The following is a 15331-nucleotide window of genomic DNA, read 5'->3' on the forward strand; positions in this document are numbered from 1 at the left end:
GGCCGGCAACCAGCCTAGGCGACTATCGACCAGTGCGCTGCGATTCGCTCGGCGGTGTCGAATCCGCCATCACCACTGTTCGCGGCCGTCTTGTCCGCGATGCGTCTGATGTCCCTGACGGCAGACTCGCTCATCCACGGGTTACGCTATATTTGGCATCTATTGGGTGTCTGGTTTCCTGTGAGCGCACTTTGCCGGTGTGGGGTTAACCAAATCCTGCACGCGGCATGAGCGATTTATGAAGCCTTGCCCATCTTGACATCCATCTCGCCAATCTGCTCCATCGCGTCATGGGGAACGCGATCTCCCCACGAGGCGTCAGGCTGAAGTATCGTGTCCCCAACTGCCAGAGGACGCGTCATGCCTTCTACGAACGCCATTACGGCCGACAAGCTCGCCCGTCTCATCGCCACGCCCCGCAGCCCCGCCGTCATCGACATTCGGGCGCCTGCTGATTTCGACGCTCTCCCAAGGTTGATCCCGGGTGCAGTCCGCCATGGCATTGGGGAGCTGGAGCACTGGGCAGGGTCGCCCGTGCTGCTCGTCTGCAGCGATGGCCGCGCAGCAAGCCAGGGCGCGGCCGCCTGGTTGCGCCAGGCCGGCACGCCGGCGGAGGTACTCGAAGGCGGCATGTCCACCTGGATCGCCGCAGGCCAGCCGACCATCGACACCGCCGCGCTGCCGCCGCGCGACGCGGCCGGCCGCACGCTTTGGGTCACGCGTGCTCGGCCCAAAGTGGACCGGATCGCGTGCCCCTGGCTGATCCGCCGATTCGTCGACCCGCAGGCACAATTCCTGTTCGTTCCGGCGCCGGACGTGCTCGGCGTCGCCGAGCGCATGGCCGCCACGCCCTTCGACATCCAGGCGGGCGGCCTGCAGTGGACGCATCACGGCGAGCGCTGCACGTTCGACGCGATGGTCGAAGGCTTCGGGCTCGCCGGTTTCGCGCCGCTGGAACGGCTGGCGACGATCGTGCGGGGTGCCGATACCGATCGCCTCGATTTCGCGCCCGAGGCGGCAGGCCTGTTGGCGATCTCGCTGGGGCTGTCGCGCGCTTATACCGACGATCTCGAGCAGCTCGAAGCAGGACTGCTGGTCTATGATGCGCTGTACCGCTGGTGTCGCGACGCCACGGGCGAAACGCATGACTGGGCGTCGCATACGCCCACCACCAAGCGGGTGCTGGCGTGACGGCGGCGGTGATGTCGGACGCCTCGGCTCGCGGCAGGCCGGAACCCGTGTCGCTGGGACAGGCCTTCTGGGTCTGGCTGCGGATCGCAGCACTCTCGTTCGGCGGTCCCGCCGGCCAGATCGCGGTGATGCACCGCATCCTGGTGGAGGAGAAGCGCTGGATCGGCGAGCACCGGTTCCTCCACGCGCTCAACTACTGCATGCTGCTGCCCGGCCCGGAGGCGCAGCAGCTGGCGACCTATATCGGTTGGCTGCTCCACCGCACACGCGGGGGCATCGTCGCGGGCGTGCTGTTCATCCTGCCGGGCGTGATCGCCATCATGGCGCTCTCCTGGATCTACGCACTCTATGGCCGCCTCGGCATCGTCTCCGCACTGTTCTTCGGCCTGAAGGCGGCAGTGCTGGCGATCGTGCTGCAGGCGGTGACGCGGATCAGCGCGCGGGCGCTCAAGAACGGCGTGATGCGGGCGCTCGCCGCGATCGCCTTCGTGCTGATCTTCTTCCTCGGCGTGCCGTTCCCGCTGATCGTGCTGGCGGCGGGGCTGATCGGGTTTCTCGGCGGCCGCGCCGGCATGGCGGTGTTCCGCGTCGGTGGCGGGCATGGTGCGGCCAAGGGCGCCATCGTCGAAGACGCGGACACGCTGCTGGGGGAGGAACTGCCGCTGCATGCGCAAGTCTCTTGGCGGCAGGCGCTGCGGACGGCCCTGGTTTGGCTGGCCTTGTGGCTGGCGCCGGTCGCGGCCTTGCTGATCGGCCTAGGCCCCGACCATGTGTTCAGCCAGATCGCGACCTTCTTCTCGAAACTCGCGATGGTGACGTTCGGCGGCGCCTATGCCGTGCTGGCCTATGTCGCGCAGGCGGCGGTGCAATCCTATCACTGGCTGCAGCCCGGCGAGATGCTGGACGGACTGGGCATGGCGGAGACGACGCCCGGCCCGCTGATCATGGTGCTGCAGTTCGTCGGCTTCATGGGCGCCTATCGGGCCCCCGGCATGCTGCATCCCCTGCTTGCCGCCACCTTGGGCGGGCTGATCGCCACCTGGGTGACCTTCGTGCCGTGCTTCCTGTGGATCTTCCTCGGCGCGCCGTTCATCGAGCGGCTGCGGGGGAACGCCGCGGTGGCCGGCGCACTCTCTGCGATTACCGCCGCCGTGGTGGGCGTGGTGCTTAACCTCGCCTTGTGGTTCGCCATCCATACACTCTTCCGCGAGGTTCGGCCCATCGTGGCCGGGCCGCTCCATCTCGACGTGCCCGTGCCCGCGAGCATCGATCCCTGGGCATTGCTGCTGTCGGCGGCGGCGGTCCTGGCGATGCTGCGCTTCAAGGTGGGCGCCATCCCCACGCTCGTCGTCGCTGCGGCGGCGGGCATCCTCCTGCACTTCGCCGGTTTCACCCGATAGTCACGTTGCCCAAGGAGTTTCATCATGACGGAAGCTAGCCTCGATCGCCGCCGCCTTCTCGCTGCCGGTGCTACCCTCGGCGTAGGGGCGGTCGCCGGCATTGGCAGCGAAGCAATAGCGGCGACGGCCCCCGCAGCCGCAGGACGCAGCTTCACGCCGCAGCCGCTGCCGTTCAACCCCGCGACCATCCCCGGGCTGTCCGAGAAGCTGCTCGTGAGCCACCATGACAACAACTATGTCGGCGCGGTGAAGCGGCTGGGCGCGATCACGGCGCAATTCGCCGGCCTGGACCCCGCCACCGCCCCCGGCTTCACCCTCAATGGGCTGAAGCGCGAGGAACTGATCGCCTGGAACTCGATGATCCTGCACGAGCTGTATTTTGCTGGCTTCGGCACGGCGACGGCGCCCGCAGTGCCGCTGGCGCAGGCGATCGAGCGTGACTTCGGCAGCTTCGGTCGCTGGGCGGCCGAGTTCGCCGGGGTCGGCAAGGCGCTGGCCGGCGGTTCCGGATGGGTACTACTCACCTGGAGCCACCGCGACAACTGCCTGGTCAACCAATGGGCCGCGGATCACACGATGACGCTTGCCGGCGCGACACCGATCCTTGCGCTCGACATGTACGAGCATGCTTATGCGATCGACTATGGCGCAAAGGCCGGCGCCTATGTGGACGCCTATATGAAGGTGATCGACTGGCGGGAGGCTGGGCGGCGGTTCAAGGCCTTCGCCTAAGGACTGAGCCGGGCGGCAGGTCGCCGCCCGGCTCGCCGGCTACGATCGGACCGCGACCGTTGCCGCTCGGCCCGGCCGCCAGCGTGCGGCGAGAGCGGTTATCGCCGGAAGGACAAGCAACGTCAGCGCCGTGGAGGTGATGAGACCGCCGATGACCACCGTAGCCAGCGGGCGCTGGACCTCGGCACCGGTCCCGGTAGCGAGCGCCATCGGCACGAACCCAAGGCTGGCGACCAGTGCGGTCATCAGCACGGGACGAACCCGCTCCATTGCCCCGCCAAGGATGGCATCGGGCTCGTCGGCGCCATCCTCCCGACGCTTCCGAATCGCACTCATCATCACCAGCCCGTTGAGCACCGCGACCCCGGACAGCGCAATGAAGCCGACGGCCGCGGTGATCGAGAAGGGGATGCCGCGCAGCAGGAGGGCGAATACGCCGCCAGCCAGCGCCATCGGAACTGCGCTGAAGACGATCGCAGCGGGCACCAACCCGCCGAGCGCCAGGTAGAGCAGGCCATAGATGGCGAGGAAGCAGAGCGGCACGACGATCATCAGCCGCAGCCGCGCGGACTGCAGACTCTCGAAGGTGCCGCCCCATTCGGTGTACATGCCCGGCGGCAGCGTCAACGCGCCGATCTTCGCCTGCGCCTCCTGCACGAAGCCACCCAGGTCGCGCCCGCGGACATTGACCTGCACGACGACCATGCGCTTGCCATTCTCCCGGCTGATCTGGTTCAGGCCTTGGGTGTAGCTGAACCTGGCCACCTCTCGCAGCGGAATAGAGCGTGCCGTTTGTCCCTCCTCAGTCGGCAGCATGATGGGGATGGCCCCGAGCGTCTCCAGATCGTCGCGCTGCGCATCGGGCAAACGGACGACGACCGCGAAGCGGCGATCGCCTTCGAACAGCAATCCTGCCTCACGCCCACCGAGCGCAGCCGCCACCGTGTTGGCGACCTCCTCGACAGACAGTCCAAAGCGGGCTGCTGCCTGTCGATCGATCTTGACGTCGAAGGTCGGCGCGCCGTCGGTCTGTTCGGCGCTGACATCGCCCGCGCCGGGGATCGTGCGCAGCACGCCCGCGATGCGCTGTGCCTGCCGGGTCATGGCCTCCAGATCGTCGCCATAGAGCTTGACCGCGACGTCGGCCCGCACGCCGGCGATCAGCTCGTTGAAGCGCATCTGGATCGGCTGCTGGATCTCGGTGCGGTTGCCGATCAGCGGCTTCATCTTCGCCTCGATCCGGCGAAGGATGTCCGCCTTCGACTTCACCTCTGCCGGCCACTCCTTCTCGGGCTTCGGGATGAAATAGGTGTCGGAGGCGTTGGGCGGCATCGGATCCGTGCCAAGGTCGGCGTTGCCGTTCTTGGAGAAGACCAGCGCCGCTTCGGGGAGCGACTTCAACGCGTTCTCGATCTGGAGCTGCATCTGCGTCGACTGGTCGATCGACGCCGAAGGGACGCGGAAGTTGGTGACGGTGATGTCCTTCTCGTCCAGCTGCGGCATGAATTCCTCCCCGAGCAGGCCGAAGCAGAACACCGCGCCGACGAACACGCCCAGACCGCCCAGGACGAACGGCAGCGGATGTGCCACGGCCCGCGCGAGCAGCGGGGCGTAGCGCGTCTTGAACCAGCGGATCGGCCTGACCTCGGTCTCGCTGACTTTGCCGGTGATCAGCACCCCGATCATCGCGGGGACGAAGGTCAGTGACAGCAAGAAGGCGCTGGCCAGCGCGACCATCAGGGTGATGGCCATCGGCGAGAAGGTCTTGCCCTCGACGCCCTGAAAAGTGAGCAGGGGCACGAAAACCAGGAAGATGATCAGCTGTCCGTAGACGGTGGGGCGCACCATCTCCTGCGCGGCAAGCGTGGTCTCCTCCAGGCGTTCGAGCCGGGTGAGCAGCCGGCCTTCCTGCTCCTGTCGCTCCGCGAGGCGACGCAGCGCATGCTCGACGATGATCACCGCGCCGTCGACGATCAGGCCGAAATCGAGTGCGCCGAGGCTCATCAGGTTGCCCGATACCCCGAGCCCATTCATGCCCGCGGCGGTCATCAGCATGGTGATCGGGATCACCGCCGCCGTGATCAGTGCGGCGCGAATGTTGCCGAGCAGCAGGAACAGCACGACGATCACCAGAAGCGCACCCTCGACGAGGTTCTTCTCGACGGTCTCGATCGTAGCGTTCACCAGCTTCGAGCGATTGTAGACCGGCTCGGCGAAGATGTCGGGTGGCAGCGAGCGGTTGACCTCGGTAAGCTTCTCCGCCGCGCTATTGGCGACGATGCGGCTGTTCTGGCCGACGAGCATCAGCACGGTGGAGATCACCGCCTCCGATCCCATCCGGCTGCCGGAACCGGTGCGGACGGCGCCGCCGATCACCACTTGGCCGACATCCTTGACCCGCACCGGCACGCCCTTGCGGGTGGCGACCACGGCATCCTCTATGTCCGCGATGGACTTCAGCCGGGCGTCGGCCCGCACCAGGAAACTCTCTCCGGCGCGACGGACATAGTTGGAGCCTGCGGAAAGGTTCGCCCGCTCGAGGGCATCGGCAAGCGCGGTGATCGACAGGCCGTAGCTGGCCAAGGCCGTCAGGTTCGGCTCGACCAGATACTGCTTCACATAGCCGCCGTTCGAATCGACGCCAGCCACGCCCTTCACGTTGCGCATCTGCGGACGGATGACCCAGTCCTGCACGGTGCGGAGATAGGCGGCCTTGGCGAGCTCGGTCGTCAGCCGCTCGCCTTCCGGCGTCAGATAGCTGCCGTCCGACTGCCAGCCGGGCTTCCCGTCGACGACCTGCACGCCCTTGCCGTCCGGATGGCGGAAGGCGACCGAGTAGAAGAAGATCTCGCCCAGGCCCGTGCTGAGCGGCGCCAGATTGGGCTGGATGCCGGCGGGCAGACTGTCCTTGGCCTGGGCGAGCCGCTCGGTCACCTGCGCCCGCGCGAAATAGATGTTGGTGTCGTCGGTGAAGACCGCTGTCACCTGGCTGAAGCCGTTTCGAGAGAAGGACCGGGTCATCTCCAGGCCAGGAATACCGGCGAGCGCCGTTTCCACCGGGAAGGTCACCTGCTTCTCGATGTCTACCGGCCCCAGCGTCGGCGCGAAGGTGCTGATCTGGACCTGCCGGTTGGTGACGTCGGGCACCGCGTCGATCGGTAGCTTCGAAATCTGCCATGCGCCGAACGCGACGACGAGCAACGTCAGGAAGACGACGAGCCACCGCATTCTCACGGAGCGGGCGAGGATACGGGCGATCATCCTTCACCGCCTTCGTTTTTCTCGATCTCGGCCTTGAGCAGGAAGGCATTGGTGGTAGCGATGGGCGTTCCGGCGGCGAGGCCGGATACGATCGCTACCAGGTCTCCCGATCGACTGCCGACCACCACCGGCTGTGCCTTGAAGCCGGTTGTAGTGCGGACGAAGACGACGCTGCGCTCGCCCAGCGTCTGGACCGCATCCTGCGGCACCATCACGCCGCCCTTGGTAGCTCCACCGCTCGCGAACACCCTTGCCTGGATCAATTGGCCCGGCACCAGCGTGGTTGCGCCCGCGCCCGGCGTAATCACGATGGTCGCGGCACGCGTGGTGGGATCGACGACGCCCGTGGAAGAGCGAACCCGACCTTCGCTGCTCCGTCCGTCGCTGGTTGCAAGCGCGACACGGTCGCCCGGACGTACCCTCGCGGCATCGGCAGGCGGCAGGCTGGCGCTGATCTGAAGACGCGCCGGATCCGCAACCCTGAACAACTCGGTCTCGGCGGACACGAAGGTACCGAGGGTTCCGCTTGCGGAGGTCACGCGGCCGCTGATCGGGCTGACCACAGCCACCGAGCGCCCGTCTCCAGCGACCCGTGCCGCCCCTGCGGCAGCGGCGGCGCGGCTCACTTCGGCACGCGCCAGCGCCAGGTTCGCCTGTGCTGTCTCATAGTCCGCACGCGGACTGACGCCCTGCTTCAGAAGACTTCCCTCCCGTGTGAGCTGCTGCTCGGCGAGCCGGAGGCGCGCGGCGGCGGTGCTGCGATCGGCAGCGATGGCGGATGCATCTCGGCTCTCCACAAGCGCGATCGTCTCGCCGGCACGGACGGGATCGCCGATGCGCTTCAAGATGCGCGTCACCGTGCCTGCGGCCCGGGCGGTCAGCACCGCCTCGGCATCCGGGGCTGAATCGACCGTGGCGCTGGCGGCGATCGCCGCATCGAGTTCTCCCGCCGTGGCCGGCGCGATTACGATCTGAGAGGCCCGGATCGCATCGGCCGAAAGCGCGATGCTGTCGCCGGGTTCGGCGGGCTTCTCGATGGGCGCCTGCGGTGCCGGGGCCGAGGGCTGGGTCAGTCGGGCGAGCCCGAAGCCTGCGGCCGCCGCAAGCGCCAGCGCGATCGCCGCGCCCGCATAAAGCCTGTTCCGATTGTCGGTCATTGGATGCGGTCCCCCGTTACGGTGCGACCCTGCAGACGGGCCAAGGTGGCATAGGCGGTGAATTGCGCTGCGCGGGCGTCGAGCACGACGCCCCGGGCGGCACCGAGATTGTGGCGCGCCGACAGCAGTTCGATCAGCGGCGCCTTACCGGCCTCGTAGGCGATGCGCGCGAGGCGGTAGGCTTCCTGCGCCGTGGCGAGAGAGGCTCGCGCTGCCTTCACCCGCAGCGCGGTGGCTTCGATCTGGGCAAGGGCACCCCGCCGCTCGGCTTCGCTTTCCAGCCGGACCGCTTCTGCGCGAGCGGTGGCCGCGCGAGCATCTGCTTCGGCTGCAGCGATGTTGCCGCGATTGCGGTCGAAGATTGGCAGGGGCAGGGCGACGCCCACGACGAGCGCGGTTGCACCGTCACGCTCCAGTCGCCGGACGCCGAGGGAGCCGGTGACGTCGGGCACGGCCCGCTTGCGTTCCGCCCGTATCCGCAGGGCAGCGGCATCCCGCTCGGCAAGGGCGGTCTGATAGACAGCGGATGCCGCAGGAGCCGATGGCCCGATGGCCGGGCCGGCATCAACCAGGCTGAGAACCGAGCCCGTTATGCCGGTGAAGCTCTGCGGCGAACCCACGAGTGCCGACAGCCGCGCGAGTGCCGAAAGCTGTCCGGCCTTCGCAAGCTCGAGCTCCGCCCGCTGCGCGTTCAGCGCGGTCTCCGCCTGCAGGCGCCGGAGGGACGCTTCCTTGCCGGCTTCGACAAGGGCACCCGCCAGGCGCGCATCTGCCTCGGCCTCCTCGACCTCGTCTTCGGCTAGTTCTATCCGCCCCTGTGCGACTTCGACCGCGGCATATGCCGAGGCGAGATCATGGGCGAAGGCGATGCGCCCTTCCAGACCTCGCGCACGCGCCGCCGTCACCGCGGCATCCGCGGCGGTGACGCGTGCACTGCGCTTGCCGCCCAGTTCGAAGGGCTGGTTGAGCTGTACCGTGTTCTCGGCGCCCCCGAGCCCCGAATAGGGGCCGCCGCCGGCTATGTTTTCGGCCAGCAGGCTCACCGTAGGATTTGGGCGGGCACGAGCCTGCTCGGCCAGTCCCTCGGCGCGCGCGATCTCGGCGGACAGGATAGTCGCACGGGGTGCGCTTGCCGCTTCCCGCAGCAACGTCTGATAGGGTGGGGCGTCCTGCGCTTTCGCGACGCCACCTAGCGCCGTGCCCAGAAGCACGGCAATAAGCCTGACAGCCGCATGGCGCGGCAGCCGGCATGAAAAGCCAGTCATGTTCATTTCCTTCGCACGGACAGGGAAGGGCAGCCAAGGCTGCCTGGGCTTAGGCTCGCGGCGGTCGAAGGATGCTGGCAGACGTGGCGAAGGGGTGCGCCGCATGCGCCGGACGCAGCCAGCGGAGGCGCTCTGCCGGTATTTCCGCGACGATGACCAACGCACCGGGCAGGGCCACGCCCTGCAGCACCGTATGCGCAGCGACATGGATGGGATCGGCTGGATCTGGCAGGTCGCCCGGGTGATGGTCTCCCAGGTGCACCGAATATTCGGTCCCGACGGCAACATCGAAATGCGGCTGCGCATCGTGCCAGCCAGTGAGCATGATGGTAGTCAGCAGCGCGCATAACGCAAGCAGGAGCGCGGCACCTCGGCTCCTGGCACGGTCTGGGCGAAGGGGCGCGTGCGCTCTCACAGCTCGCACCCTATCGTAGGGGCTGCGGTGCGGCAATCCGGTCAACTGCGGGGCCAGCGAGGATGCAGGTCGTCGATGACGAATGCATGCGATGTTGCCTCGCTATGCCCTTCCCGGAGATGTGGATGGCCCGCTGGAAGGTCGTCGTGTCGGTGCGGCATCGCCTCTGGATCTTGAGCGGGCCACAGCCAAAGCGAGGCGACGAAGCCGATCGCTGCGAGAACTGCCATGGTAGCGAACGCAGCCTGCATGCCGATGCGTGCACCCACTTGGCCCGCAAGCGGATAAGCGATCAGCCAGCAGACGTGGCTGAGGGCAAACTGGGCCGCGAACAGCGCCGGGCGGTCCTCCGCTTGGGCCGATCGACGGAGCAGTCGCCCGCCCGGGGTGACGCTCATCGAATATGCGATGCCCAGCAAGAGCCAGCCTGCTAGGAGCATGTGCCAATAGCCGGTGTTCCCGGCGGTGCCGGTGCCTATCGTTGCAAGGATGGTAAGGCAGGCCACTAGGGCAGCAGACGCGGCGAGCATGATGGGCCGATCCGCTACCCGGTCCAGCAGGCGCGGAAGCGCGAACGCGGCAGCCATGGAGCCAGCGCCGAAGGCAGCGAGCGTAAGCGCAACCTCCCGCTGGCCGAATCCGAGGCCGCCAACCAGTACCACCGTGTTTACAATCACCATCGCACTGGCCGAAGCCGCAGCCAGCGTCACCGCGAGAAGACCACGAAGCCGAGGGGTTCGCAGATAGATGCGAATGCCGAGCGTCGTCTTCCGATATATGCCGCGCTCGCTCCCGACTTTGGCGATGGGACGAGGAAGCACCGCCGTCACCACAAGGGCGGCAGATGCGAGAAAGCCAATAGCGGTGCCGGAAAACAACCAGTGAAAGTTGACGACCGTCAGCAGGGCGGCGGCGAGGATGGGACTGGTCAAGCTCTCCATGTCGTATGCCAGGCGCGAAAGCGAGAGCGCGCGCGTATACTCGGCTTCTTCGGGCAGCACGTCCGGGATGGTCGCCTGGAATGTCGGCGTGAACGCCGCCGAGGCCGACTGCAGGACGAAGATCAGGAGATAGACCTGCCAGACTTGTGTGACGAACGGCAGGAAAATCGCGACACCTGCCCGTACCAGGTCCAGCGCAACCAGCAGCGCCTTGCGCGGCAGCCGGTCCGCGAACGCTCCTGCGATCGGCGCAACGCCGACATAGGCGATCATCTTGATGGCCAGTGCAGTCCCCAGCACTGCACCTGCATCGCCCCCGGCAATGTCGTAGGCGAGCAAACCGAGGGCCACCGTCGCGAGGCCCGTGCCGATCAACGCGAGGACCTGCGCGACGAATAGATGCCGATAGGTGCGGTTGGAGAGAACGTGCAGCATAGTAGCGCGTATATCCCCCTGGGGGGGATACACGCAACATCCTCCCCGGGGGATATATGGACGAGGTTGCTTCCGCGGCCTACATTGCCCGCATGAGCCATTATGCCCATTCCTCGCACCCGGAGATCGTCAAGCGGCTCAACCGCGCGGCAGGACATCTTCGCAGCATCGTGACAATGATCGAAGATGAGCGCCCCTGTGTGGATATCGCGCAGCAACTGCACGCGGTCGAGAATGCGATCGCCAGCGCCAAGCGAGCGCTGGTCAATGATCACATTGACCATTGCCTCCTCCACGCGGAGGAAGGCGAAGGGCCAAAACATGCGATCGACGAATTTCGAGCGATATCGAAATATCTCTAGGGAGACCTGCGTGCGCCGCGATCTGTCCCTGGGCATCCGAGACACCAGCTGAGTTTATCGAATCGGGGGCAGTGCACCGTAGTCGCGCTGGCTCTAGATCGATTAGCCGCTGCCCTCTCGAACTCCTTCCGTTCGATGGCACTGGACACGTACACAAAGCCCCTGCACAAGGCACAGGCGATCCCGCAAAAACCGCGGATTTCCGTGGGTCTGGGCGGCAGCTATTCTGGTCTAGAATCCTGTCTCCCCGACCACTTTATCGGTACATCGGCGGAAATCCGGTAATCAACGCAGTGTCTACTCGGTACTGGTGCGCCACAAGTGCATGTATCGGCGTCAATCTTCCGCCTGTATGTCGCGCCTGCGCCTTGTGCCAGCCTCGCTCGAGCCTGTTGCCAAATCTCCCGGAGCGACTGAGGACCTGCCGCGTAGCGTGTATCGGCTTACCGGCTCGCAGACCGCGGGGCGCAGTGCATTGTCACGCGCTTTCACGCGGCTCGACCGCTGAGACCTGGCGACTATCGGGTGTGTGCGGCTCGCGAAGGCGTCGCAGCTGCGGGAATGGCAGAGACAAAGGTTAAGTAATTGTCGACGCTTGTTGGCTAACGAGGCGCGATGTGCAGCTGGCCGCTCCTTCGCGCACCGTGTCCACGGCTTTCGCTGGCCGCAGATGTGCGGGGCGCGGTGGCGGTGATCGGTGCGCTTGCCCTGTCGATGCTGCTGGGAATGGCGGCAATCTCGGTCGACCTGGCGCGGGGCTATAGCCAGTTGATCAGCAACCAACGCGCCGCGGATGCCGCCGCGCTGGCCGCTGCAATCGCCTATCAGCGCGCGAACGCCAGCGCGGCGATCCTGTTGCCGACGGCGCAGGATCTCGCCGTGGCCAACGGCCTGACGAACGCCACGGTGACCGCGACGGTGGTGAACGATGTGCCAACGAGCGGGGCGCAGGCCGTAAAGGTCACCATCTCCACGCCGGTTGCCTATGCGATGGCGACGGCGCTCGGCTATCGTGGCAGCTATGCGGTGGGCGCGACGGCCTATGCCTCGCTGAGCGCGCCCAGCGCCATCGCGCCGCCGTGCATCCTCGCGCTCGCTCCCACCGGCACCGGCATCAGCACCAGCGGCGGCGCGACGATCGACACTCCGGATTGTTCGGTGGCGGCGGTGGCGGACATCGCCAATCGCGGCACGCGCATCGCAGCGAAGAACATCGTGTCAGGCGTGGGCAGCGTGGTCAACGACTGGGGGACGCTGACCACGTCGCTGCTGCGCTATGCGGGCAGCTTCACCAATCCATCGTGGAATGCCAACGTGCCGCCTGCCGACAAGCGCGTGAACGCGGCCACCACGATTACCGATCCGTTGGCGGACAATGCCGATCTTTCGGCGGCACGCCAGGCGATCGGCACCAGCGTTGCCCCGCAGACGATCGGCAACCCCGTCACTCCTGCCGGGGCGGACTGGGTGATCGGCTGGTCCCCCTCCAGCAATGTCGCAGGGTTCCAGAAGGGCAATTCGGGCAACTTCGTGATTCCGACCGGCAACTACACGATCGGTCGGCTGACGATCGACGGCGGCGTGACCGTGCAGTTCCAGCGCGGGTCCACCATCACGGTTGCCAACGGCCTCGTGATCGGCGGCGGATCGTCGGTAACGTTCGGCGACGTTACCCTTTCGGTCAACGGCGGCTTCGACAGCGGCTCGGCGGGCGTGACGATGGGCAATGGCAGCCTGGCGATCGGCAGCGGCAGCATCAATTTTCAAGGCACCAGCAGCTTCGGCAACGGCCCGGTGACGATCAACGGCACGCTGGCGCTGGGTGGCGGCTCGAAGCTGACGCTCGGGTCGGGCAATCACGGCTTCGGCGCGATCAACCTTTCGGGCGGCGGCTCGATGCTCCTGGGGGCGGGCGACCTCGACGTGCGGGCCGGGATCGCCGTTGGCGGCGGATCGACGCTGGCGGCGGGGGCAGGGAGCTACCGGATCGGCCCGGACGCGAGCGGCACCGCCATCAACTTGTCCGGCAGTGCCGTCTTCCTCATGGGCGACGGGGCGTTCAGCGCAGGCGGCGATATCATCACGTCCGGCGGCAGCAGGATCGTCTTCGGTCGCACGGCCAACCACCTGATCAAGGGAAACCTGACGGTCGCCGGATCGGTGTTGTTCGCCACCAGCCGCTACACGATCGCCGGCAATCTCACCAACGGCACCGGCGGCACCCGATGGCCCTATCAGGACACGGCACTCACCGACAAAACCTATGGCAATACCCTGGAGGGCGTGGACGTGACGGGGTACGACATGGCCGGGATCAACGTCTCCTTCGTGCTGTCGGGAACAGTCAATCTTGCGGGGGGCGCGTACACCAAGCTCATGGCAAGCGGCACCAGCGTGACGGGCGGCGCGATCGCCGACCTGCTGATCGACAGCCTTACCGGCAGCGCAACCGACTGGGCGGCAGGCGCCCAGAACCTCTTCGTGGGCGCGGTCCATCTCCCCAATTCGGACCTGACCATGTCCGGCGGCAGCAGCACCTTGTCGAACGGCCAATGCTTCATGCTGATCGCCCGCACGATCACCGCCACCGGCGGCGCGGCGGCGGGTTCGGCCTGTACCGGCATCGTCGGCAGCGGCAGCGGCAGCGGCGGCAATACCACGATCGGGCTGGTGCGATGAGCGCGCCGACCTGCTCACGGCCGCAGGAGGAGGGGGCGGCGACGATCGAGTTCGCACTGCTCACCCTGTTCTTTTTCCTGTCGGCGCTGCTCACGCTGGACGTCGCGAGCTTTTACATCCAGCGCAGCCAGCTTGCCCAGGCGGTGTCGGCCGCCTCGATGTCGGCCTTCTCCAATCGTACCGCAGTGCCGTACCAGAGCTTGCCCGGCTACATCCAGAACGCCGCCCGGCTGCCCACTGCGCCGCAAGTCGGCATTGCCTGCAACGGCGTAGCTAACGGCTGCGTCAACACGGGGCGCAGCTGCGCCTGCCTCACCAAGGTGGGTAGCTACAGCAGCGCAGCTTGCGGCAGCAGCTGTCCGGCGGGAACCACGCCCAACTCCACGGCAGGCTATTATCTGCAGATCACGGCTTCGTCGCGGTATCGGGCAATGGTGCTGCCGAACGGCATGTTGAACGGCATGCCGATCACGCAATCGGTGACGGTGCGGCTGGAATGATCTGCACGAAGATCCTTGCCGATCGCCGCGGCGCAACCGCGATCGAATTCGGGCTTCTCGCGCCCGTGTTCTTGTTGCTGCTTTGCGGCTTGGTCGAAATGGGCCGGCTTCTGTGGGTCAAGCAGGTGCTGACGGAGACCGCGTATAGCGCCGCGCGATGCGGCGCACTTCAGGCGCCCTGCAAGACTCAGGGCGATATCCGCGGCTTTGCCACGGCGCGTGGAGTGCGCTGGGGCCTCCGGATCGACTCGGGCCTGATCGACTATGCCGCAGTTGCCACCTGCGACGGCAATGCCGGAAGTGTGCAGGTCACGATCCGCTACAATTTCGTGTCGCCTTTTTCGAGGCTTATCGCTGCACTCCCGCAGGAGGTGCAGGCACGTGGGTGTTTTCCCAAGCTGTCCTGACCTGGCTGCCGGCAGGACGACTTTTTTGCGTTGCTGACGCTCGATATGTGCCAATTCGATACAGATTGGCGGCTGGCGGTATGGGATGCCGGCCGGTGTAGGAGTTCCTCGCGACGTCGCCGGAAGACTGCACCCGCCTGTGTCAGCGGCGTGCCTGCGGGACAAAACCAGCAATGTACTGCGTCTTAATGAGCGCTCGAAGAAGGGAGTGTTCAATAGAGGCCGCCGATCGAACGCAGCAGTGTGCGGAGCCCACGGCAGAAAAATCGCAGCATTGCTAGTATCTTACCTTCATCAAGCATCCAAAAACGCGTTGTTTTCTACCGCTGCCTAAAACATATCGAGTCTCCGTAATAACGCAGACGCCGGTACGTTTATGTGATCAGAAGCGAGTAAATTAATGCGTAAACAACCTCGAAATAAACTTGCGGTTTCATCGAATAACCTGATGTATCTCGTTTCAGGTGAGTTCGTGTGGGTATTCGGATGTCCGACGTGAAGATGTGCATATCAACCGAACTATAGCTAAATCGGATTGATTGTCGAAGTTGTTGAGAGATTTCCTGCAGGTAAACGGTAGTGTGAT

The 15331-nt window shown here is 66.1% G+C and carries 12 protein-coding genes; 8 read left to right on the top strand and 4 right to left on the bottom strand.

The features are described from left to right. Positions 1-360 precede the first annotated feature (360 nt). Genes V7E00_RS05925 through V7E00_RS05935 form a run of 3 tightly spaced genes read left to right on the top strand, consistent with a single transcriptional unit; the run spans position 361 to position 3323 of the window. Positions 361-1191, top strand: a complete 831-nt coding sequence (locus tag V7E00_RS05925) for a sulfurtransferase/chromate resistance protein (RefSeq protein WP_333571730.1) — start codon at positions 361-363, stop codon at positions 1189-1191. 11 nt (positions 1192-1202) lie between these two features. Then, a complete protein-coding gene (gene chrA / locus V7E00_RS05930; protein ID WP_333571731.1) occupies positions 1203-2591 on the top strand; it encodes a chromate efflux transporter in 1389 nt (462 codons plus the stop codon). A 24-nt stretch (positions 2592-2615) separates the two neighbouring features. After that, the gene (locus tag V7E00_RS05935; RefSeq protein ID WP_333571732.1) at positions 2616-3323 is read left to right on the top strand and encodes a superoxide dismutase; all 708 of its coding nucleotides are present in this window, start codon (positions 2616-2618) and stop codon (positions 3321-3323) included. Between the two features lie 39 nt (positions 3324-3362). On the opposite strand, the gene V7E00_RS05940 is transcribed toward V7E00_RS05935, so the two are convergent. The 3 genes from V7E00_RS05940 to V7E00_RS05950 are packed head-to-tail and all read right to left on the bottom strand — an operon-like array spanning position 3363 to position 9006. Continuing rightward, on the bottom strand, positions 3363-6584 hold the full coding sequence (locus tag V7E00_RS05940; RefSeq protein ID WP_333571733.1) for an efflux RND transporter permease subunit: 3222 nt from the start codon (positions 6582-6584) through the stop codon (positions 3363-3365). Next, positions 6581-7741, bottom strand: coding sequence for an efflux RND transporter periplasmic adaptor subunit (locus V7E00_RS05945; protein WP_333571734.1), 1161 nt, complete (start codon positions 7739-7741; stop codon positions 6581-6583). Before V7E00_RS05945 ends, V7E00_RS05940 begins: the two co-directional genes overlap by 4 nt. Further along, positions 7738-9006, bottom strand: coding sequence for a TolC family protein (locus V7E00_RS05950; protein WP_333571735.1), 1269 nt, complete (start codon positions 9004-9006; stop codon positions 7738-7740). The genes V7E00_RS05945 and V7E00_RS05950 overlap by 4 nt, the downstream gene beginning before the upstream one ends. Positions 9007-9109: 103 nt before the next feature. On the opposite strand from V7E00_RS05950, the gene V7E00_RS05955 reads away from it, so the two are divergent. Beyond that, complete coding sequence (locus V7E00_RS05955) at positions 9110-9355, top strand: hypothetical protein (RefSeq protein WP_333571736.1); 246 nt, start codon at positions 9110-9112, stop codon at positions 9353-9355. Between the two features lie 107 nt (positions 9356-9462). On the opposite strand, the gene V7E00_RS05960 is transcribed toward V7E00_RS05955, so the two are convergent. After that, positions 9463-10797 (bottom strand): MFS transporter, encoded by a 1335-nt coding sequence (locus V7E00_RS05960; protein ID WP_333571737.1) that lies wholly within the window; start codon positions 10795-10797, stop codon positions 9463-9465. Positions 10798-10853: 56 nt separating this feature from the next. On the opposite strand from V7E00_RS05960, the gene V7E00_RS05965 reads away from it, so the two are divergent. The 4 genes from V7E00_RS05965 to V7E00_RS05980 all read left to right on the top strand — a co-directional run bounded on the left by V7E00_RS05965 (position 10854) and on the right by V7E00_RS05980 (position 14745). Then, on the top strand, positions 10854-11159 hold the full coding sequence (locus V7E00_RS05965) for a metal-sensing transcriptional repressor (RefSeq protein ID WP_443019144.1): 306 nt from the start codon (positions 10854-10856) through the stop codon (positions 11157-11159). A 672-nt stretch (positions 11160-11831) separates the two neighbouring features. After that, positions 11832-13838, top strand: a complete 2007-nt coding sequence (locus V7E00_RS05970) for a hypothetical protein (RefSeq protein ID WP_333571738.1) — start codon at positions 11832-11834, stop codon at positions 13836-13838. Further along, entirely contained in the window at positions 13835-14338 is a 504-nt protein-coding gene (locus tag V7E00_RS05975; protein ID WP_333571739.1) for a TadE/TadG family type IV pilus assembly protein, read from the top strand. Before V7E00_RS05970 ends, V7E00_RS05975 begins: the two co-directional genes overlap by 4 nt. Then, complete coding sequence (locus V7E00_RS05980) at positions 14335-14745, top strand: TadE/TadG family type IV pilus assembly protein (RefSeq protein WP_333571740.1); 411 nt, start codon at positions 14335-14337, stop codon at positions 14743-14745. The genes V7E00_RS05975 and V7E00_RS05980 overlap by 4 nt, the downstream gene beginning before the upstream one ends. Positions 14746-15331 lie beyond the last annotated feature (586 nt).

The organism is Sphingomonas sp. (assembly GCF_036731925.1).
Lineage (GTDB): Bacteria > Pseudomonadota > Alphaproteobacteria > Sphingomonadales > Sphingomonadaceae > Sphingomonas.

Coding starts and splice junctions, on each gene's coding strand:
- V7E00_RS05925 (WP_333571730.1), top strand. CDS start 361: ATGCCTTCTACGAACGCCATTACGGCCGACAAGCTCGCCCGTCTCATC.
- chrA (WP_333571731.1), top strand. CDS start 1,203: ATGTCGGACGCCTCGGCTCGCGGCAGGCCGGAACCCGTGTCGCTGGGA.
- V7E00_RS05935 (WP_333571732.1), top strand. CDS start 2,616: ATGACGGAAGCTAGCCTCGATCGCCGCCGCCTTCTCGCTGCCGGTGCT.
- V7E00_RS05940 (WP_333571733.1), bottom strand. CDS start 6,584: ATGATCGCCCGTATCCTCGCCCGCTCCGTGAGAATGCGGTGGCTCGTC.
- V7E00_RS05945 (WP_333571734.1), bottom strand. CDS start 7,741: ATGACCGACAATCGGAACAGGCTTTATGCGGGCGCGGCGATCGCGCTG.
- V7E00_RS05950 (WP_333571735.1), bottom strand. CDS start 9,006: ATGACTGGCTTTTCATGCCGGCTGCCGCGCCATGCGGCTGTCAGGCTT.
- V7E00_RS05955 (WP_333571736.1), top strand. CDS start 9,110: ATGCGCCGGACGCAGCCAGCGGAGGCGCTCTGCCGGTATTTCCGCGAC.
- V7E00_RS05960 (WP_333571737.1), bottom strand. CDS start 10,797: ATGCTGCACGTTCTCTCCAACCGCACCTATCGGCATCTATTCGTCGCG.
- V7E00_RS05965 (WP_443019144.1), top strand. CDS start 10,854: ATGGACGAGGTTGCTTCCGCGGCCTACATTGCCCGCATGAGCCATTAT.
- V7E00_RS05975 (WP_333571739.1), top strand. CDS start 13,835: ATGAGCGCGCCGACCTGCTCACGGCCGCAGGAGGAGGGGGCGGCGACG.
- V7E00_RS05980 (WP_333571740.1), top strand. CDS start 14,335: ATGATCTGCACGAAGATCCTTGCCGATCGCCGCGGCGCAACCGCGATC.